The organism is Pseudomonas syringae group sp. J309-1 (assembly GCF_032582135.1).
Taxonomy (GTDB): Bacteria; Pseudomonadota; Gammaproteobacteria; order Pseudomonadales; family Pseudomonadaceae; genus Aquipseudomonas; species Aquipseudomonas quasicaspiana.
Genome location: NZ_JAWHNU010000010.1, coordinates 103525 through 123503 on the forward strand (window position 1 = coordinate 103525; position 19979 = coordinate 123503).

The following is a 19979-nucleotide window of genomic DNA, read 5'->3' on the forward strand; positions in this document are numbered from 1 at the left end:
GGAATCAATCATGATGGATCTATGTATCGCTGCACTTTTTGAACTGCCCGTTAACGCTATTTTCCCGAACGTGCCGCGATGAGCGCGCGTATTGGTTTTACCCGTACGCTCGGAGTGACGTTGTGTGCATCTGTACTCAGCACGTCGTTATGGGCGGCGGACGTCCCCGGCAGCAGTGATTTGCAGGTAGTGCCAAGGCTCACCGACGCCGAAATTGTCGATTATCGTCCGGCTTCCGAGCTGGAACGCATCTATCCCATGGGCTCGATCCGCAAGATCAGCGGCCAGTTGCGTTTTGACGGTCAGGTCAGCGCGAGGGGCAACGTCACTGGCGTGACTTATCAGTTGCCTGCTGAACGTACCTCTTATGAGGCCTTCACGGCTGCACGTGAAGCCTTGCAGGCGCAAAATGCGGAGTTGTTGTTCTGGTGTCAGGCCCGGGACTGCGGTGAAAGCAGCCTGTGGGCCAACGAGGTATTCGGCAACTCCAAATTGTATGGCGCTGACGAGCAACAGGCTTATCTTTTGCTGCGTCTGGCCGAGCCAAAAGCCGACACGTTGGTGGCCCTCTACAGCATCACCCGGGGTAATCGCCGAGCCTATCTGCATGTGGAACAATTCGACTCCGCCGCGCCACTGGGCGAGCTGATGCCCACTTCAGGTACGCTGCTTCGGCAACTGAAAAGTACCGGCAAACTGGCGCTACCCAAACTGGTGGGTGCCCCTCAGGACGCATGGCTGACGCTACTGTCCCGCGGCCTTAATCTCGACAGCAGCCTGCGTGCCACGGTATCCGGCCCGCAAGCCGAAGCCTGGCGTGAGGCGCTGGTCAGCAAGGGCGTGCGAGCGGCCCGTCTGGAAGCGGGGAGCGGCGATACACCTGGCCTGCTTATCGAACTCATTCGCTGAACGCAGCTCATAGGCTGGTCCACGGTGAACACTGACGTCGTCATTGTTCGCCGTTATGCTTCACTTCTGATGTCCTGACCCTTCTTTTGGAAAACGCTCATGTTCAATAACGATCGCCTGTTGGTGCAGATTCTGCTCCTTGCGCTGCTCGGTGCCTGTGTCTGGGTGATGGCGCCATTCTGGTCGGCGCTGTTCTGGGGCGCGGTGCTGGCATTTGCCAGCTGGCCACTGATGCGCCTGCTGACACGCTGGCTCAACGGCCGCGAGTCCCTCGCGGCCTTGATCCTGAGTCTGGGCTGGATGGTTCTGGTCGCTGCGCCGCTGGTCTGGCTCGGCTTCAATCTGGCTGATCATGTGCGTGACGCGACAGCACTGGTCAAGGATATCCAGGTCGACGGTTTGCCCGATCCTCCCGGCTGGCTGGGCAGCGTTCCATTGGTTGGCGAGCGACTGGTCGCGTTCTGGAATAGCATCGACGAGCAGGGCGCGGCGATGATGACCACCCTCAAGCCGTATTTCGGCCAGGTGGGTAACTGGCTGTTGGCGCGCAGTGCGCAGATCGGCGGCGGGATTCTTGAGCTGACCCTGAGCCTGGTGTTCGTGTTCTTCTTCTACCGGGATGGCCCGCGACTGGCGGCTTTTGTGCTGCGCTTGCTGGAGCGCTTGATCGGTGACCGGGCGCAATATTATCTGGATCTGGTGGCAGGCACCGTCCAGCGAGTGGTCAACGGCGTGATCGGCACCGCCGCCGCACAAGCTGTGCTGGCGTTGATCGGTTTTCTGATTGCCGGGGTGCCGGGTGCCTTGGTGCTTGGCATCATGACCTTCATGTTCAGTCTGATTCCGATGGGCCCGCCGCTGGTATGGATTCCTGCGACCGCGTGGCTGGCGTGGAATGGCAACTACGGCATGGCCGTTTTCCTCGCCATCTGGGGTACGTTCATCATCAGTGGCGTCGACAACGTGCTCAAGCCTTACCTGATCAGTCGCGGCGGTAACCTGCCGCTGGTGATCGTGTTGCTGGGTGTATTTGGTGGCTTGTTGGCTTTCGGCTTCATAGGCCTGTTTATCGGACCGACGCTGTTGGCTGTGGGTTACAGCCTGGTGACTGACTGGGCACGCAGCGAGCGCCCAGCCAGGACCTGATGCGATGCAGCCTCAGGCAGCCGGGAGGGCGGAGTCTGTCGCTTCTCCCGGATGCTCCTTGGCGGTCAGCGTTTCCGGCATCGCCAGCAGCAACAGCAGTGCGGCTGTAGCAATGGCCGCCAGGGTCAGAAAAGCGGCGTTATAGCCCGCGTTCTGGACGATGATCCCGGCCAGTCCGTTGCTCAACGCCGCGCCCAGCCCGAATATTGTCGAGATGATCCCGAGGCTGACGCTGAACCGCCCGGTCCCTTGCGTCAGGTCCTTGACCACCAGAGGGAACAACGCGCCGAACAATCCCGCGCCAATACCGTCGAGCAGTTGCACGGCGACCAGCCAGAAAGGGTTATCGGACAGCACATAAAGAACGCCGCGAATGGGCAGGATCAGAAAGCCTGCCAGCAGCAGTGGCTTGCGTCCCCACACGTCAGCCTTTGCACCCACCAGCAGCGCGACAGGCACCATGACCCACTGGGCAGCGACGATGCAGGCCGAGGTCAACGGTGTGGCCAAATGCAGGTTCACCTGTGCCAGCTTCTGGCTCACTAACGGCAGCATCGCCGCGTTTGCCAGGTGGAAGAGGGCGCAGCAGGCGGCAAACAACAGCAGTGTTTTATTACTTGCCAATGCTTTGAAGCCGGAAGGCTGAGCGCCGTGCTGTGCATCTCCATGACTCAGTTCGCGGGCTACATCATGATCGATCGCCTTGGCCGACACGCAACTGATTGCAATGACGCTGGCGACGGCCATCGCCGCCATCAGATAAAACACCGCGATAGGACCAAACAGGTAAGCAAAGCCGCCAGCCAGCATCGCTGCGCAGGCGTTACCTGCATGGTTGAAGGTCTCGTTGCGTCCGGTACGCCGGGTAAACGCTTTGGGGCCGGTGATACCCAGGGAGATGGCAGCAACTGCCGGAACAAATACTGACGCGGCGATCCCGCTGACCGCTTGGGTTATCGCAATCAGGCTGACTGAGGAGGTGAAGGGCAGCACCAGACAGCTGGCCGTTACCAGCAGCGCAGCGATTGCGACCACGGCTCGTTTGTAATGAGTGCTGTCGATCAATGCGCCTGCCGGTCCCTGGGTCACCAGACCCGCGATCGCCGCCACCGTCATGACAATGCCAATGCTTGCCGGATCCCAGTGGTGGACTGCCAAAAGATAAATAGCCAGATACGGCCCGAGCCCGTCGCGAACATCAGCAAGAAAGAAATTCAGGGCATCCAGTGAGCGGTTGTTGCGGCGTTGGGTATGGGCGTCCACGGGATGTCTCGGTCAGTCGATGATGGAGCTTTGAGCTGCCGTTATGGAAAAGGTTTGCGGCGGCGGAAATTTTCATCTGGATGCGACTAATTGGGAGTACGCAGAACCTGTGGGAGATTCTATGTTTGCTTGCAATCCCGTAGGACCGGCTTTAGCCGGGAGAGCGGTATTTCTGACGAAGAGTATGTAGTGAATGTCCCGACGCCCTCCCGGCTAAAGCCGGCCCTACGGATAGCGCGATCACCTGTGGGAGCGTGGCTTGCCCGCGAAGAACGAACGCGGTATGCCTGATACACCGCAGTGCCCGAATCGCGGGCAAGCGCGCTCCTACGGATTTGGCGATCGCCTGTGGGAGATTCTATGTTCATCTGCAATCCCGTAGGACCGGCTTTAGCCGGGAGGGCGGTATTACTGCCGAAGGATATTTAGCGAATGTCCCGACGTCCTCCCGGCTAAAGCCGGTCCTACGGAATTGCGCGGTCTATGTGGGAGCGTTGCTTGCACGCGATACATGAGACGCAGCCAGAAGGCATGTCGCGTTATCGTTTATCTCGGGCAAGCCCGGCTCCCACAAAAGATTGCATTCCAGCCGGACCGCCTTGAATTCTTTGGAATTCCCGACAAAGGTCCACTGTCATACCGACGTTGGGCAATGATCCGCCGCGGCTGAACAGCAAGCTTCAGCGGCGTGCCGGGCGCTCGTTGGCATGGAACGGAGGAACCATGAGTCAGGCAGTCCTTGAGAGAGAAACCGATCGTCGACAACTGCAGAGCATCATTGGAGGCCTGTCGGACGGCGTGCTTTTGATCGAGCTGGATCAGAGCATTCTGTGGGCCAATGAGTCCGCGTTGGAGATGCACGGCGTCAAGCACGTCAAGGAACTGGGTCGTAATGTCCGGGAATATGCATCGCGGTTTCACCTGCGCTACCGCAATAATCATCCGCTTGCGCTGGATCACTACCCGATCAGCCGGATCGCTCAGGGGGAATCCTTCAGCGACGTTGTGGTGGAAGTCAGGCCAGCGGGCAACGACGAAAAATGCTGGGTGCACCGGGTGCGCAGCATGGTGCTGGAGGGGCGTTCCGGCGAGCCGGAACTGATGGCCCTGATCATCACCGACGCCACCGAACTGGCCAGCGCCGAGCAGCGTTTCGAGCGTACCTTCGCGGCCAACCCTGCACCCGCTGTTATCTGCAGGCTCAGCGACTTGCGCTACATCAAAGTCAATCAGGGCTTTCTGGAGATGACCGGCTACAGCCGCGAGCAAGTCATTGGCCGTTCAGTCTATGAACTTGATGTGCTCGAGAATGCAGAGCGCAAAGACCTCGCCATCGAGCGGCTCAACGACGGCGGCACCATCCCGCAAATGCAGGCCGAGTTGAAGCTGCCCGACGGCGGCAGCAAGATGGTGATCGTTGCCGGACAGCCGCTGGACATCAGCGAAGACGACTGCATGCTGTTTTCCTTCATGGACATGGAACCCCGCCGCAAGGTTGAGACCGCGCTGCGACAAAGCGAAGAGCGCTTTGCCAAAGCGTTTCGTCTGACCCCTGTCCCGACTCTGGTGTGTAACGCCGAGTCGCAGTTTGTGGTTGAGGTCAATGATGCGTTTATCAGCACCACCGGCTTTACAGCTCAGGAGCTGACCGGACGATCCGTTGATGAACTTGGCTTCATCGACGATCAAAGCAGTCGCCAGCAGATTTTCGAGGTCTTGAAGAAAACCGGCAGTATCGAGGGAATGGAGGTCAAAGTACGCAAGCGTGGCGACGAGATCATCGACTGTATGTTGTCCGCCGATACGGTCGTTATTCAGGATACGCCCTGCTATTTACTGGTGCTGATGGACATTTCCGAGCGCAAGCGATCCGATCTGGAACTGATTGCGGCCATCGAAGAGGTCATGCAGGACGCCTCCTGGTTTGCCCGTTCGTTGATTGAAAAACTCGCCAACGTGAAGAAAGGCAAGGCGCCGCAATTACCAGGCAGTTCGCTGACAGACCTGACGGCTCGGGAAAAGGATGTACTGGGCTTGATTTGCGAGGGACTGGCCGACAAGGAAATCGCAGCACGCCTCAAGCTTGCGCCCAACACGGTGCGCAATCACGTAGCGACCATGTATTCCAAACTTGGCGTTCACAGCCGGGCCGAAGCCATTGTCTGGGCAAGGGAGCGGGCACTGTTTACCAGTGATGGCCGCAAGCCACTGCACTAAGCTGATGGTGCGAATGCACTAGTGCTACCAGTACAAATTCGTCTGTTTATCCCAGCGCTGTTTTCTTTACCCTGACGGTCCATTTCCGGACCTCGTCAGGGGCAGCAGTTGCAGACTTTTAAGAGCTCGCAAGTACAAGGTGATCGGCGTTGAGCTGGCTGTCGCAGGTCCGCCAGGAAATCGAAGGCAGCTTTGAGCCGCTGGCGTGCGAATGCGTCATCAGCGCAGACGCATCCCTCAGCGTTCGTATCTATGATCGAGAGTCAGGGCGCGTCGACCTGATGGTCATCGGCATTGCGCTGGATCAGGTTAAAACCCAGCACGACGTGTTGTCGCTTATCAGCGAGTTACGCGATGAGCTGAACAGCATTGGCATGAACCCGCTTGATGTTGCCCCCTCTTCACAAGCTTGAGTGCCAGGGAATCGGCTCACGATGAGGTTGTCGGTCGGTATCACCTAGACCGACCATCTCGTCGTAGACAGCGGGCTGAACGAGGAACAGCGGCACCTCAGGCACGCCCTTCAGATTCTTGCGTGCTTCTTCCAATGACGCGATATGCAGCGTGCCACCCTTTGCATCGATGATGGGCTGGGATTTGCCGCCCTTCATCGCGTGCATCACGTAGGACCCTCCCTCCATCGTGACCAGATGCACCGCTTCAATTTCGCCTTTCTTCACCTGATCAGCCAATTTGCTCAGTTCCATGACACTACCTCTTGGACATCGGCGGACGATTGCCTGCCTGCTTACCTTTGAGACAGGGGCGCGAGTCAAGTTCGACCTTGCCGATTAGTGGTCGTCAGTTGATAGCATGACAGGGGCTGAAAGATCAAAAAGCTGACTGCATGATCAGTTAAAGTGTTTATTACTGTTATTTTTTAACGGTTTACGTACACGCCGTTTCAAAGACTTTTTCCGTTCAAATGACTTGTTTCTTTCAACCAGCTTTCAGTGTGCCGAATAATTTAATAGGGTAAGGTGTTTTAATTAATGCCAGTAAACAGTGTGCTACTGCAATTTTTAAGATGCCCTCAAGCTTAATTTTCAATGGCCGATAGTTTCATATTGAATGCTAATAAATCTGAAACGGAAGCCTGTTAATGAGAAACCTCAAGGTATCGGTGCGCGCGACACTCAGCTTCATGTTTATCGCTTTTCTGTTGGTTGCGCTGGGCGGGTTGTCCGTATGGAAAATGGGAGAAATCCGCGCGTCGGCTGAGGATCTGGAGAATGACGCGCTGGCCAGTATCGTGGTCGCTGACCGGATCAACGCAGCCATGCTGCGCTTGCGCCTTGAGAACCGTCGACTGGTCTCCCAGACCGATCCCGAGGCTATCGCCGCAACTGTCAAGACGATCAACAGCGTGCGTGATGAGTTGAGAAAGCAGATTCAGACTTACGCCCCTTTTGTTGCGAGCGACAGGGAAGGCCAGTTATTCAAAGCCGTTTCTGAAAACTCTGAAAAAATGTTGACCGCTTTTGATGGCGTTTCAGCCCTTGCAAGTCGAGGTGCAGCTGCCGAGGCATTGGCTTATATATCCAGTAATGTGACGCCGGTTACGCGACCTCTGGAAGAAGCAGTGGCCGGGCTTGTCCAGATGAATATTGACGAGGCGGGCAATGCGGGTAAAGCGTCCGAGGCGTCTTATCAAAGTGGCTTGATGTTTGTCATTTTTATTATTGTTGCCGCTGCGCTGGCGACTATTGTGTTGGCGGTTTTATTTACTAAAAGCATTGTTGTGCCTTTGCGGGACATGTTGCGGGTCAATGACATGATCGCCAAAGGTGATCTGCGTACCGTTATTACGATCAATGGCAAGGACGAGTTTGCCGACCTTCTTCGCTCCACCCAGCAGATGCAGAACAACCTGCGCGACACCATCAAGCTGATTGGTGATTCAGCCACTCAACTGGCCTCGGCATCCGAGGAGATGAACGCTGTGACTGAAGAATCCAGCAAAGGGTTGATGCGTCAAAACACCGAAATCGACCAGGCGGCGACGGCGGTCAATGAAATGACTGCGGCTGTTGATGAAGTCGCCCGTAATGCCGCTTCGGCGTCTGACGCTGCCAAGGCTTCTGATCAGGCAACCCGCACTGGCGCTTCGCGCGTCACCAGCACCGTCACTGCCATCGAGCGACTCAGTCAGACCGTGCAGAACACCAGCGGTGATGTTCAGCGTCTGGCTGTACAGTCCAAGGACATCAGCAAGGTGCTGGACGTGATCCGTACCATTGCCGAGCAGACGAACCTGCTGGCCTTGAACGCAGCCATTGAAGCGGCACGAGCCGGGGAGCAGGGCAGAGGGTTTGCCGTTGTCGCCGATGAGGTGAGGGCGCTGGCGCATCGTACTCAGACTTCCACTCAGGAAATCGAGCAAATGATCGGTGACATCCTCAAGGGCACCGAACAGGCCACCAAAGCCATGAGCGAGAGCTGCGAGCAGGCGCAAGGCACGTTGGGTGTGGCCCATGAAGCGGGCGCGGCGTTGACCTTGATTGCCAAGGCCATCAATGAAATCAACGAAATGAACCTGATGATCGCCACCGCTTCCGAGCAGCAAGCCCAAGTGGCTCGTTCGGTGGACGGCAACCTGATGAGTATTCGTGATCTGTCAATTCAGAGTGCAACAGGAGCCCATCAGACCGCAGCGGCCAGTTCCGAGTTGTCGCGTCTGGCGGCTGACATGAACAGGCTGGTGGGACGATTCGCCCTGTAAATTTCAGGCTCGTAAAACTGTAGCGACGTGACAGTCGCTACAGTTTTTTGATCCGCGTTTATGACCCCTGTCTTTCATAGGCCACACGCAAGCGTTCACGGATGTTACTCAAATGCCGGCGCATGGCAGCCTTCGCGCCGTCTGAGTCCCGGTTGGCGATAGTGGCGTAGATGTCGTGATGTTCCTGGCGCAACCTGGTGCTGTAATCCTCGATGGCCGTATTGGCCAGCGCTGCCGAGTTGAGACGGTTACGCGGAATCAGCGTCAGGCCGAGATGTTCGGTGATATCCGCGAAATAGCGATTGTCGGTGGCCAGAGCAATTTGCTGATGAAACTCAAAATCAGCGGCTGCAGCTTCGGCCCGGCTGGCAGTCGGGTCTTCTATGATGCTCAGCGCCTGTTGCATGCGCGCCAGTTGATCCTCGGTTCTGCGCAGGGCCGCGAGGCCGGCAGAATCGACTTCGATACCGATACGTAACTCGATGACCGCCATCACGTCGCCAAGCGTGCGGTCTGCCTGAGGATCGATTTGATCGACTCGCTGCCGAACCACAAATGTTCCGATACCGTGCCGCGTTTCTACCAGACCGTGGGATTGCAGGTGCGAAATGGCTTCGCGCACCACCGTGCGACTCACGCGGTGCTCTTGGGTAATGTGTTTTTCCGGGGGTAGCTTGTCACCGACCTTGAGTTGGCCGTCTTCAATCATGCCGGTCAGGATATTGACCAGCGCCAGTGTCAGATTGCGCGGACGTCTTATGGACGAATCGCCCTCTGCCGGTTCGAAAATCGGGGTGGGATTCATGGTGTTCCACCTGATGAAAAAATGCGCTTTCCAGCAGCGCCCATTGACGCGCTGTCAGCTCTTCACAGCTTTCACATAAAGAAACGGCGCGACTGTCAGGTCGCGCCGTTTCTTTTACGGAGCACTGAACAGGTCAGTCTCAGGCGATTGGCTGATCGCTCCACTCGCTGTTTACAAGACGCTTGAGACCCAGCGGGTTGGCGTTCTGCAACGCTTCCGGGAGCAGGCTGTCAGGGTAGTTCTGGTAGCAGACCGGACGCAGGAAGCGGTCAATCGCCAGCGTACCCACTGAGGTGCCGCGAGCATCGGAAGTCGCCGGGTATGGACCACCGTGAACCATGGCTTCGCAGACCTCAACACCGGTTGGGTAGCCGTTGACCAGAATGCGGCCGACTTTCTCTTCCAGTACCGGCACCAGCCATTGGTACTTCTGCAGATCGCTCTGTTCGCCGATCAGGGTAGCGGTCAGTTGACCGCGAAGGGCTTGCAGCGCGCTTTTCAGTTGCGCGTCGTCAGCGACTTCGATCACTAGAGTCGTTGGACCGAACACTTCTTCCTGCAGCAGTGGATCGCCGTTGAGCAGCAGACTGACGTCAGCTTTGAACAGCTGCGCCTGAGCCTGTTTGCCTTCCTGCGGTTTGCCTGCCAGATGAGTCACACCGGGATGCGACAGCAGATGCTCTACGCCTTTGCTGTAGCTGCGCAGGCCGCCAGCGTTCAGCATAGTTTGAGGAGCCTGGCCGCCCATGTGTTCCTGAAGTTGCTCAAGGAAGCGGGTGAAGGTTGGCGAGCTGATGCCGATCACTACGCCGGGGTTGGTGCAGAACTGACCTGCGCCCATGACGACGGATGCTGCGAGATCCTTGGCCACGGTATCGCCGCGAGAAGCCAGCGCTTCAGGCAGCAAGACGACCGGGTTGATGCTCGACATTTCTGCGAACACCGGGATTGGCTCAGGACGTTCGGCAGCCATTTTGCACAGTGCGTCGCCACCGCTCAGGGAGCCGGTAAAGCCAACGGCCTTAATAGCCGGATGCTTGACCAGACCTTCGCCAACACCGCTGCCGAAGATCATGTTGAACACGCCTTTCGGCATTTTGGTTTTTTCTGCTGCGCGGATGATCGCAGAACCGACCAGATCGGCCGTCGCCATGTGGCCGCTGTGCGCCTTGAATACCACCGGGCAACCTGCAGCCAGTGCTGCAGCGGTGTCGCCGCCAGCGGTAGAGAAGGCCAACGGGAAGTTGCTGGCACCAAACACGGCAACCGGGCCTACCCCGATGCGGTATTGGCGCAGGTCGACGCGTGGCAATGGCTTGCGATCCGGCAGTGCCAGATCGATGCGCGCACCGAGGAAATCACCGCGACGCAGGACTTTGGCGAACAGACGCATCTGGCCGCTGGTACGACCGCGCTCACCTTGAATACGGGCGGCTGGCAGAGCGGTTTCCTGACAAACGATAGCGACGAAATCATCACCGAGCTGATCCAGCTCGTCGGCGATGGCATCAAGGAATTCTGCACGGCGAGCCGGGTTCAGCTGGCGATATTCAAGAAAGGCGCCTTTGGCTGCCAGTGCTGCGGCGTCGATTTCCGCATCAGTAGCCTGATAGAAGCTGTAGGGCAGTGCTTCACCGGTAGTAGCATCGAGACTTTTGTGTTGCGGCTCGCCAAGGGCGCTGCGTGCGCCTGCGATGAAGTTGTGGCCGAGAACATTAGGCATCTTTGTCTCCTGTTTTTATTTGCGGGTTTAATCAGGCTGCTGCCTGTCTTAGAGATCTGCCAACCGTTCGATGACGGTAATGTGAGCTTACCAGCAACTGCACGGCTCAACATGTTAACAGTCATCGTACAACTATGGGTATGACTGCGCAACCTTGGAGATTCCATGCTGGCCTGCAATCTTCCCCGCTGGCCATTAACCCGGCTTTAGCCGGAAGATTGCATAGATCCTGTGGCAGCGAGGCTTGCCCGCGATAGGGCCACCACGATTCAGCAGGTTCAACGCGTCATCGTTCATCGCGGGCAAGCCCGGCTCCCACATAAGATTGCGCTCTTCTGTGGGACCGGCTTCAGCCGGGAGGGTGTCTGGACATCCACCAAACATTCTTCGTCTGAAATACCGTCCTCCCGGCAGAAGCCGGTTCTACGTGATTGCATAGATCCTGTGGGAGCGAGGCTTGCCCGCGATAGGGCCACCACGCTTCAGCAGGTTCAACGCGTTATCGTTTCATCGCGGGCAAGCCCGGCTCCCACATAAGATTGCTGGCGAACTTAGCATTTCCCGCCGCGCCGGATTTCAAACCGTTCTTTTCGGTTTCCGGGCGCCGTACCTTTACATCTCTAGCCGCCGCAACGCGCCAATCACCTCACGCAGCGCGCGATGGACCGGCTTATCCTGGCGCAGCACCAGGCTCAGGTCGCGGCTCAAAGGTGGCGTCAGGCTGCGGATTTGCAGGTTACGCCGATGGTGAGCAGTGGCCACCGCAATACGTGGGACGATGCTGTAACCCAGCCCGGCAGAGACCATTTCCTTGATGGCTTCGATGCTCCCCAGTTCCATTACCGGACTGGGTCGAACACCTGATTGCTGGAACCATTGATTGATCAGCAGGCGCGTGCTGCTGCCTGCTTCGAATACCACCAGCGGCAAACTGCTCAGGGCGTCGGCATTGATCGACGGCTTCAGGCCAGTCTGGTCAGGGGCAAAAATTGCCACCATTTCGTCCTCCAGTAAGGTCGTGAAGTGCAGACTACGACCCGCTGCAGGCAAGGTGACCAAGGCCAGATCAATTCGATTTTCTTCTACAGCCTTCAGGATGGCCTCGGTATTGCCGGTGCAAACCCGTACATCCAGTTTCGGGAACGCCGTGCGCAAGGTTTTCAGGACTGGCGGCAGCAGATGAATGCAAGCGGTGGCGCCGGTGCCAATCACGACTTGTCCGGCAACGCCTTGAGCATGGCTGGCGAGATCCTGAAGCGCGTCATCAATCACCGAATCAATACGACCGATATGGCTCAGCAAGGTCAGGCCGGCAGCCGTCGGTTTCAGACGTTTGCCGACTCGCTCGATCAGGCGCAGGTTGAGGCGTTGTTCCAGCAGGCGAATATGCAAGCTGACCGCTGGTTGGGTGAGGTTCAGCGTAGTGGCCGCGGCTGAAAAGCTGCCCTGATGAATGACCTCGGAAAAACTGTTCAAGTGATTCAGATTCAACGCTTGCATGGCAAAGTTTTACTTATGCTGAGGATGATTAATCATAGCTTTATTAAGGTTGGTAGGGTCGGCATGATTGCCGACTTGCAATCGCTACCGAGAACGAAGATGAGCCACGATCTAATCCTGCGCACCGCTCGCGAGGATGACATGCCCGCTGTACAGGCTATCTATGCGCACCATGTGCTGACCGGCATTGCCAGTTTCGAACTACAGCCGCCGTCAGTGGAGGAGATGCTGCGCCGCCGTGCCGAAGTGTTGTCGCGCAAGTTGCCGTACCTGGTTGCCGAACTGGAGGGAGCGGTGGTCGGTTACGGTTACGCCACGTTGTATCGACCCAGGCCCGGCTACCGTTTTACGGCGGAAGACTCCGTGTATATGGCTGAAGGCATGGGTGGCAAAGGCATCGGTCAGGCACTGTTGGCTGCAGTCATCGAGCACTGCGTGCAGGGCGGCTGGCGACAAATGGTGGCGGTAATCGGCAATAGTGAAAACCATGGTTCGCTGCGGCTTCATGAAAAGCTGGGGTTTCGTCGGGTCGGGGTTTTTGAGTCGGTGGGCTTCAAGCACGGGCGCTGGGTCGACACAGTGTTGATGCAGCGAGCATTGGGCGATGGTAGCGGCAGCCTTCCGAATGATCAGTAAGACAGGCAGAGTCGATAGACTATTTGCATATTAGTTTATAATTTAAATGCATTTTCGGAATAAATTATCCGGTGATAAGGTTTTAACCAGTCACTGGAAACCTTGAGAAAAGTTATAAGAAAGGGATTTCGGCTGACGGCCTGATTTATCACTTCTCAAGGAATACCTGCATGGCAGCTTTTGATCATCTCACCCGTCGTCGTTTGCTCGGTTTGACCGGCGTTGCCCTGGCCAGTCCTCTACTGGCGTCTGTTCCCGGTTTTGCCTGGGCTGCCGATGAGCATGCCGGGCACAATGCTGGCGGCGGTGATGCGGAGCCAGCAGGCACCGGGGAATTCATCAAACTTGCCGAAACACGCAAACTCAAGCTGGCGGTGAATCTCAACGCGGTCTGCCTGGCGCCGGTGGTGATTGCCCATGGGCAGGGCTTTTTCACCAAACATAATCTGGACGTGGAGCTGGTCAACTTCGGCAACTCTACAGAAGTGCTGCTTGAAGCCATTGCCACTGGCAAGGCGGATGCGGGGGTCGGCATGGCGCTGCGCTGGCTCAAAGCGCTGGAGCAAGGTTTCGACGTCAAGCTCACCGCCGGAACCCACGGTGGTTGCCTGCGTCTGCTCAGTGCCGTCAACAGCCCGGTGCAGAAGCTCGAAGACCTGAAGGGCAAGGCCATTGGTGTCACTGACATGGCCAGCCCGGACCGTAACTTCTTCTCCATCCTGCTCAAGAAGCACGGCGTTGATCCGGTGCGTGACGTCGAATGGCGGCTGTACCCAGCGGATCTGCTCGGCACTGCGCTGGAGCGCGGTGAAGTGCAGGCAGTCAGTGGCAGTGACCCGTTCATGTACCGCCTGATTCAGGGCGGCAAGGCCCGCGAACTGTCAAACAACCTGGTCGAGGAATACGCCAATCTCAGCTGCTGCGTTGTCGGTGTGACCGGCAAATTGGTGCGCGATGAGAAACGCGTCGCGGCGGCTTTGACTCAGGCCATTCTCGAAGCCCATGACTATTCCGTGAAAAATCCGGAAGTCGTCGCCAAGGGCTTCCAGGCTCACGCCCTGAACACGTCGGTTGAAGAAGTGAAAGCCATTCTTCACGACCACACCCATGGCCACCATGCGGTTGGCGCAGCCTTGACCAAGGAAATCGTCACCTACGTGACCGATTTGCAGACGGTTGAAGTGATTCGCAAGAGCACCGACGCCGTAGCGTTCTCTAAGGAGATTACCGCCGATGTCTTCAATTGAAGCCGCGCCGCACATCGCGGTGCTTGAGCGAGCACCTGCCAGATTCTGGCGACAGGGGACGGTGGCCGTTGTCGCCTGGATTGGCGTCGCGCTGCTGATCGCTTATTTCCCTAATGCCACCCGTAACTGGCCCATGACTCAGGGGCTGGCCAATCTGTGTCTGGCGATTGCCGCGCTGATCGGCCTGGCGGGCATTTTGGGTCACTGGTTTCCCGTTGTGCAGCGCCGCGCCTATCCAGCAGGTGCCTGGCTGATTGCCTTGCCGGTGTTGTTGGGGATTTGGGAATTGCTGACCGCCAAGCTGGCCTTGTTGCCGGTGCCGTTTTTTGCGCCACCGCAGGCGCTGCTGGATGTGTATGTCGAAGACTGGCCGCGGCTGGCCGACAGCTTGTTTAACTCGGCGCTATTACTGGGCACGGGCGTGGCGCTGGGTGCCGTGACCGGTTTTGTTGCCGGTGTCGCCATTGGCTGGTCAACCAGCATCGGCTACTGGTTGCACCCGGTATTGCGCATTCTGGGCCCGGTGCCGTCGACGGCATTACTGCCGCTGTGCTTCTTCCTGTTTCCCAGCAGCTGGAGTGCCAGCGTGTTTCTCATCGCACTGGCCACCTGGTTCCCGGTCACGGTGCTGACCTGGTCGGGGGTTGCGAGTGTCGATAAGGCTTATTACGACGTCGCCCGGACGCTGGGCGCCAAACCGGGCTTTCTGATTTTCAACGTGGCGATTCCGGCTGCACTGCCTCACGTGTTCGTCGGCCTGTTCATGGGCCTTGGCGCGTCGTTCTCCACGTTGGTCGTTGCGGAAATGATGGGCGTGAAATCAGGCATTGGCTGGTACTTGCAATGGGCGCAAGGCTGGGCCGCCTACGCCAATATGTATGCGGCGTTGCTGATCATGGCGCTGGCCTGTTCCGGATTGATTTCGGGGCTCTTTCTCATACGTGATCGCCTGCTGGCCTGGCAACAAGGAGCCATGAAATGGTAGCTACTGCATCTGCTTCAACGGTTTCAACGTCAGCCGGGCTGGCGTTGCGGATTGAAAACCTGAGTCATGGATTTGCGTTGGACGGCCAGCAGTTGCCTGTTCTGGAAAACGTTTCACTGGACGTGGCTCCGGGCGAGTTCGTCGCCTTGTTGGGGCCGTCGGGATGCGGCAAGTCCACTTTGTTGCGACTGGTTGCCGGGCTGGAACCCGCTGACAGTGGAGCTTTGTTGGCGGATGGCCTGGCGATCGCCGGCCCCGATCCGAGCCGTGTGGTGGTCTTTCAGGACCCGACGCTTTATCCGTGGCGGCGAGTCTGGGACAACGTGGCACTAGGGCTACAAGCTCAGGGGCTGCTCAAAAGCCACTCCGGCAAAGTTGATGCTGCGTTGGCCACGGTGGGCCTCAGCAGTTTTGCCCGCGCTTATCCGCGGCAATTGTCAGGCGGGATGGCTCAGCGTGTGGCGCTGGCACGTGCGCTGGTCAACGAACCGCGACTGCTGATTCTCGATGAACCGCTTGGCAAACTCGATTCGCTGACGCGCATCACCATGCAAAAGGAATTGATCGATCTCTGGCAACGTCAGGGATACACGGCATTGCTGGTGACTCATGACGTTGAAGAAGCCTTGCTGCTGGCCAATCGTGTCATCGTTTTCAGCGACCGACCGGCCACCATCAAGGCACAACTTACAATCGAGCGACCTTATCCGCGCCATCGCGACGATCCGTATCTGGTCGACCTGCGCAAGCAGATTCTGGGGCTGCTCGGGCTGGGGGAGAGCTGGTAGCGGTTTTAGAAACAGTTTTCAGAAACGGGGCTTTTAGAAACGCGCCTGAGCTGAGTACTCCGGCCCGTCATTGAAGCAGGCCAGATCAACCAGCAGTGTTTCCCATTCCACGCCATCGACGAACTGGTCCAGATGCGCCTGACCCGCTTCGGCATCCGAAGCGGTGATGGTTTTTATCGTCTCTGGCTGAGGGGCGAGGCTCTCATGGGCTGGCGTTACTTTGATTGCGAGGCGAGACAGTAGCGATTCTTTGAGCATCAGTAGATAGGACATGAGCGGGTTCCTTTCTGAGGGCGAGTGTATCGACTGCGCGCACTGTTATTGGACGAAACGCGGGTACAAGACGTTTAATTGGTGCGCCTTATATGGCGATTGGTCCGGCCGTGCAACGAATAGCGGCCTGACACCTTGCTCTTGAAAATAACGTGCCAACCTGGAACGGGCGTTCAGTTTTAAGGCCGGGCAGGATGATTGCGACGGGTTGTCTTTGCCGGTAGGGTAGCCAGCTGTCTGGCAAGGAGCTTGAAATGACTCAGTTAACCCCGCCCGGAGTGGCGGATGCAGCAGCCGATCGACCTAAACAACGTCGCGCGCCAAAGGGCGAAAAACGCCGTGAAGAATTGCTCGATGCTGCTTTGCAGGTATTTTCACTGGAGGGGTACAGCGGTGCCTCGGTGGCTCAGGTGGCGGCGATTGTCGGCATATCGGTTGCCGGGCTCCTGCATCACTTTCCCAGCAAGATTTCGCTGTTGATGGGTGTGCTTGATCGGCGTGACAAAGCCAACAGCCGAATTGCCGAAGAAGTCCGTGCCGATAAAAGCCTGACGGGTTTGCTGGGCAGTTTGCGCGCGATCAACCGGTCAAATGCCACGGCACCCGGTGTGGTGCGTGCCTTCACGATTCTCAACGCAGAAAGCCTGGTAGAAGGGCATCCGGCCTGGAACTGGTTTCAGGATCGCTACGAGTTGATTTACGGAAAGTTGATCGAACAATTTACCGATCTGGTCAATGCGGGAGAGGTGCGGGCCGATGTCGACCTGCCGGGACTTGTCCAGGAAATCCTGGCAATGATGGACGGTTTGCAGGTCCAGTGGCTGCGCTTTCCGGAGAAAGTCGATCTGGTGGAGCGTTTCGATACCTACATCGCACGGGTCGATGCAGCGATAAGAGTTCGTCCCTGAACCCGTCCGGACCTCGTGAGAGGTCCGGCTCTATCCTTGAATCAGTGCTTAGTTACCGCTTGCGCTGCCTTGAGTGGTGGTGTCATCAGTGGTGTCGTAGCCATCACCTTCGCTGGTGTCGGTGTCGCCGGTGCCTTGATCAAGCACGCCGCCGGTTTTGACTGCCGAATCACGCAGCGTGGAGTTCAGCGCCGAGCGTGGCAGCGGGTTGCTGGTGGTGGTCGACAGTTCCTGACGGAACGGGTTGACCAGCTTGGCGTTCAGGCGGATATCCTGAGACGACGCGCCCACCGACAGGTTGAAGCTGTCTGCGTCCACAACCCATTGCTTGCTGTCCACGTCGTAGTAAGCCAGCGAGCGATCGTTGAGCTCGATGGTGACACGCTTGCTTTCGCCCGGCTTCAGGAACACTTTCTTGTAGCCTTTCAGCTCCTTGATAGCGCGCTCGACTTTCGGGTTCTGCTGGCCAACATACAGCTCGGCAACTTCGGAACCACCCACCTTGCCGGTGTTGGTCAGGTCGAACGATACCTTGATTGGCGTGTTGCCCACTGCGACACCCGGAGTAACGGTGATGTTGCTGTAGCCGAAGGTGGTGTACGACAGGCCGTAACCGAACGGATAGAGCGGCTTGATGCCTTTCTTCTCATAACCACGATAGCCAAGGAGCAGGTCGTCCTTGTAGCTCATGGTTTTCAGCGTTTCTTCGTTGTCGAATTTCGGGAAGGTCGCGTAGATCGGGTTATCTTCGATGTTGCGTTCGATACTGATCGGCAGCTTGCCCGACGGGTTGACCTTGCCGAACAGGATTTCAGCCAGAGCCTGACCGCCGTTCTGACCCGGGTAGAACGCGTGCAGCGCAGCAGGAACCTGATCGATCCAGTCGCTCATCTTCAGACCGGTACCGCCGTGCATGGTCACCACGGTGTTCGGGTTGACCTTGGCGATGTTCTGAATCAGCTCGTTCTGGAATTCCGGCAGGTCGAAGCTGTGGTCGAAACCTTCGCCTTCGTATTCGCTGCTGTTACCCACTGCAACCAGCACTGCATCGTACTGAGACAGATCCTGCGGAGCAGTCAACGAAGCCCAGCTCATTTGCACGCCAACCAGGCCGCCCATGGTGGAGAGGTAGCCATTGCGACGCGAGTATTCCAGCTTGATGTCGTAAGCCTTGCCTGCTTCCAGGTTGACCTTGGCGAACACTGGAATGGTCGGCGGGATGCTGTTGCTCGGCAGCGGCTTGCCGTCACCGTTGTCCAGGACCTTCTTGCCGTTTACGTACAGACGCACTGCGCCGTCGGCACGGACCTTGAACACCTGGTCGCCGCTGGTGGTCGGTGTGATCTGACCGGTGTAACGAATCGAAGTGTTCGACGTGTCGCCGTTGACTGGCAGAGAGTCAGTGGACCAGTCCAGATCAACGTGTTTGTCGGTACGGGTCGCCGCAGCATCACCGGACCAGTTGGCGTTGGTGAAGAACTCGGTTTTCAGGCCGCTGACGCTTTTGCCATCGCTGTCTGCGTGGCTCCAGGTAGTGGCGCTCGGGTCCAGCGACAAGCCGTCGATGAACTCGACCTTGGCGTTAGGTGCCAGCTGCTGCAGACCGCTCAGCTCACTGATGTAGTGGGCTGCCATGACGTTGGCGCTACCGAAACCGGTAGGCGGCGCGTACTTGGCCAGGGTGCCGACCACTGCGATCTTCTTGACCGTTTGCTTGTTCAACGGCAGCAGGTTGTTGTCGTTTTTCAGCAGCACGATGCCTTCACGCGCAGCGTTTAGAGCAACCTTGTTGCTGGTGGCGCTGTTCATGTTGTGCGCGGTCAATGGCGCTTTGCTGTCGAACTTGTACAGGTAGATCTGCTTGAGGATGCGGCGAACCTTGTCATCGATGGTCGCTACGTCCAGCTCACCGCTGTCCAGGTAAGGCTTGAGGATGGTGCTATTCATCTGATAGCCCATCATGTCCAGGTCGGTGCCTGCCTGAGCGGCGTTCATACCGTGGACTACAGCGTTGTAGTCGCTCTGTACGAAGCCTGGATAGCCCCATTCTGTTTTCAGAATGTCGCGCATCAGGTGTTCGTTTTCGCAAGCGAACTCACCGTTCACCTTCTGGAAGGCGCACATCATCATCGCGACCTTACTGTTCTTCGAAGCGGATTCGAAGGCAGGCAGGGTCATTTCGCGCAGTACGCGCTCGCTGATGGTTTCGTCCAGGTTGAAGCGGTTGCTTTCCTGGTCGTTGGCTGCGTAGTGCTTGGCGTTCGCCCATACACCACGGGACTGAATACCGTTAATCACTGCTGGGCTGAGGCTTGCACCCAGGAACGGATCTTCACCGGAAAGGTATTCGAAGGCACGACCGCTGTAAGGCATGCGGTACAGGTTGACACCAGGGCCAGTCACGAACTGGTAGCCGCCGGTAGCGGTGTCGTAACCCAGGGCGCGACCCAGATCGATGGCACGACGCGGGTTCCAGGTAGCAGCCAGGTTAGGACCGGACGGATAAACCACGCCCTGAGCGTTGCCTTCGCTGGTGTAACGAACACCGACGCCGCCGTCAGCACCGTGAATCTGCGGGATGCCATATTGAGTCAATGGCTTCACATCCCAACCACCGGTGCCGCCGATGTAGGCCAGCTTTTCTTCCAGGGTCATTTTTTTCAGGGTTTTTTCCGCGGCCTTCTCGGCACGGCTTACCTTGCCTTCATCCAGCGAAGGGCTAGTGGCCGCGCTGGTGGCTGCGTGGACCTGTGATACTGCCAGCGCCAGCAAAGCGAGTGCATACTTTGCACCGATCATTTTCCGTTTGTTCATGTATTACTCCGACTACCAATTTTCAAGTTTTATGCTGTTAAAG

Annotated in this window: 17 protein-coding genes; 10 read left to right on the plus strand and 7 right to left on the minus strand. The window is 57.5% G+C overall.

Features of this window, described 5'->3' with window-relative positions; all coding sequences use genetic code 11:
• Positions 1–78 precede the first annotated feature (78 nt).
• The gene (locus RX972_RS08455; RefSeq protein WP_027897941.1) at positions 79–909 is read left to right on the plus strand and encodes a DUF4892 domain-containing protein; all 831 of its coding nucleotides are present in this window, start codon (positions 79–81) and stop codon (positions 907–909) included.
• A 99-nt stretch (positions 910–1008) separates the two neighbouring features.
• Entirely contained in the window at positions 1009–2055 is a 1047-nt protein-coding gene (locus RX972_RS08460) for an AI-2E family transporter (protein WP_316874004.1), read from the plus strand.
• Between the two features lie 12 nt (positions 2056–2067).
• Here RX972_RS08460 and RX972_RS08465 read toward each other — a convergent pair whose 3' ends face one another.
• Positions 2068–3318 (minus strand): MFS transporter, encoded by a 1251-nt coding sequence (locus RX972_RS08465; protein ID WP_027897943.1) that lies wholly within the window; start codon positions 3316–3318, stop codon positions 2068–2070.
• Positions 3319–4041: 723 nt separating this feature from the next.
• On the opposite strand from RX972_RS08465, the gene RX972_RS08470 reads away from it, so the two are divergent.
• Together RX972_RS08470 and RX972_RS08475 are read left to right on the plus strand one after the other, a co-directional pair.
• Positions 4042–5535, plus strand: a complete 1494-nt coding sequence (locus RX972_RS08470; RefSeq protein WP_263267390.1) for a helix-turn-helix transcriptional regulator — start codon at positions 4042–4044, stop codon at positions 5533–5535.
• 149 nt (positions 5536–5684) lie between these two features.
• Entirely contained in the window at positions 5685–5948 is a 264-nt protein-coding gene (locus RX972_RS08475) for a DUF1652 domain-containing protein (RefSeq protein WP_316874006.1), read from the plus strand.
• On the opposite strand, the gene RX972_RS08480 is transcribed toward RX972_RS08475, so the two are convergent.
• Positions 5937–6242 carry a DUF6482 family protein gene (locus RX972_RS08480; RefSeq protein WP_099270826.1) on the minus strand — a complete coding sequence of 102 codons (306 nt, stop codon included), beginning with the start codon at positions 6240–6242 and terminating at the stop codon, positions 5937–5939. The two genes, RX972_RS08475 and RX972_RS08480, sit on opposite strands and share 12 nt — an antisense overlap.
• Positions 6243–6637: 395 nt before the next feature.
• Here RX972_RS08480 and RX972_RS08485 point away from each other — a divergent pair, with 395 nt between their 5' ends.
• Complete coding sequence (locus RX972_RS08485; RefSeq protein WP_099270827.1) at positions 6638–8257, plus strand: methyl-accepting chemotaxis protein; 1620 nt, start codon at positions 6638–6640, stop codon at positions 8255–8257.
• Between the two features lie 58 nt (positions 8258–8315).
• Here RX972_RS08485 and RX972_RS08490 read toward each other — a convergent pair whose 3' ends face one another.
• The 3 genes from RX972_RS08490 to RX972_RS08500 form a co-directional block, all read right to left on the minus strand.
• Positions 8316–9062, minus strand: a complete 747-nt coding sequence (locus RX972_RS08490) for a FadR/GntR family transcriptional regulator (RefSeq protein ID WP_263267389.1) — start codon at positions 9060–9062, stop codon at positions 8316–8318.
• Between the two features lie 139 nt (positions 9063–9201).
• Positions 9202–10785 (minus strand): aldehyde dehydrogenase (NADP(+)), encoded by a 1584-nt coding sequence (locus tag RX972_RS08495; RefSeq protein ID WP_316874010.1) that lies wholly within the window; start codon positions 10783–10785, stop codon positions 9202–9204.
• Between the two features lie 612 nt (positions 10786–11397).
• Entirely contained in the window at positions 11398–12285 is an 888-nt protein-coding gene (locus RX972_RS08500) for a LysR family transcriptional regulator (protein ID WP_316874011.1), read from the minus strand.
• 99 nt (positions 12286–12384) lie between these two features.
• Here RX972_RS08500 and RX972_RS08505 point away from each other — a divergent pair, with 99 nt between their 5' ends.
• From RX972_RS08505 to RX972_RS08520, 4 genes are all read left to right on the plus strand, one after another.
• Positions 12385–12921 carry an N-acetyltransferase family protein gene (locus RX972_RS08505; protein ID WP_316874014.1) on the plus strand — a complete coding sequence of 179 codons (537 nt, stop codon included), beginning with the start codon at positions 12385–12387 and terminating at the stop codon, positions 12919–12921.
• 170 nt (positions 12922–13091) lie between these two features.
• Entirely contained in the window at positions 13092–14168 is a 1077-nt protein-coding gene (locus RX972_RS08510; RefSeq protein ID WP_099270832.1) for an ABC transporter substrate-binding protein, read from the plus strand.
• Positions 14155–15153: an ABC transporter permease gene (locus RX972_RS08515; RefSeq protein WP_255880206.1), complete on the plus strand. Its 999-nt coding sequence runs from the start codon at positions 14155–14157 to the stop codon at positions 15151–15153. The genes RX972_RS08510 and RX972_RS08515 overlap by 14 nt, the downstream gene beginning before the upstream one ends.
• Positions 15147–15941: an ABC transporter ATP-binding protein gene (locus RX972_RS08520; RefSeq protein ID WP_316874019.1), complete on the plus strand. Its 795-nt coding sequence runs from the start codon at positions 15147–15149 to the stop codon at positions 15939–15941. Before RX972_RS08515 ends, RX972_RS08520 begins: the two co-directional genes overlap by 7 nt.
• Positions 15942–15974: 33 nt before the next feature.
• On the opposite strand, the gene RX972_RS08525 is transcribed toward RX972_RS08520, so the two are convergent.
• Positions 15975–16214 (minus strand): hypothetical protein, encoded by a 240-nt coding sequence (locus RX972_RS08525; RefSeq protein WP_027900825.1) that lies wholly within the window; start codon positions 16212–16214, stop codon positions 15975–15977.
• Positions 16215–16468: 254 nt separating this feature from the next.
• Here RX972_RS08525 and RX972_RS08530 point away from each other — a divergent pair, with 254 nt between their 5' ends.
• A complete protein-coding gene (locus RX972_RS08530; protein WP_255878922.1) occupies positions 16469–17122 on the plus strand; it encodes a TetR/AcrR family transcriptional regulator in 654 nt (217 codons plus the stop codon).
• A 48-nt stretch (positions 17123–17170) separates the two neighbouring features.
• Here RX972_RS08530 and RX972_RS08535 read toward each other — a convergent pair whose 3' ends face one another.
• A complete protein-coding gene (locus tag RX972_RS08535) occupies positions 17171–19936 on the minus strand; it encodes a beta-glucosidase (protein WP_316874024.1) in 2766 nt (921 codons plus the stop codon).
• Positions 19937–19979 lie beyond the last annotated feature (43 nt).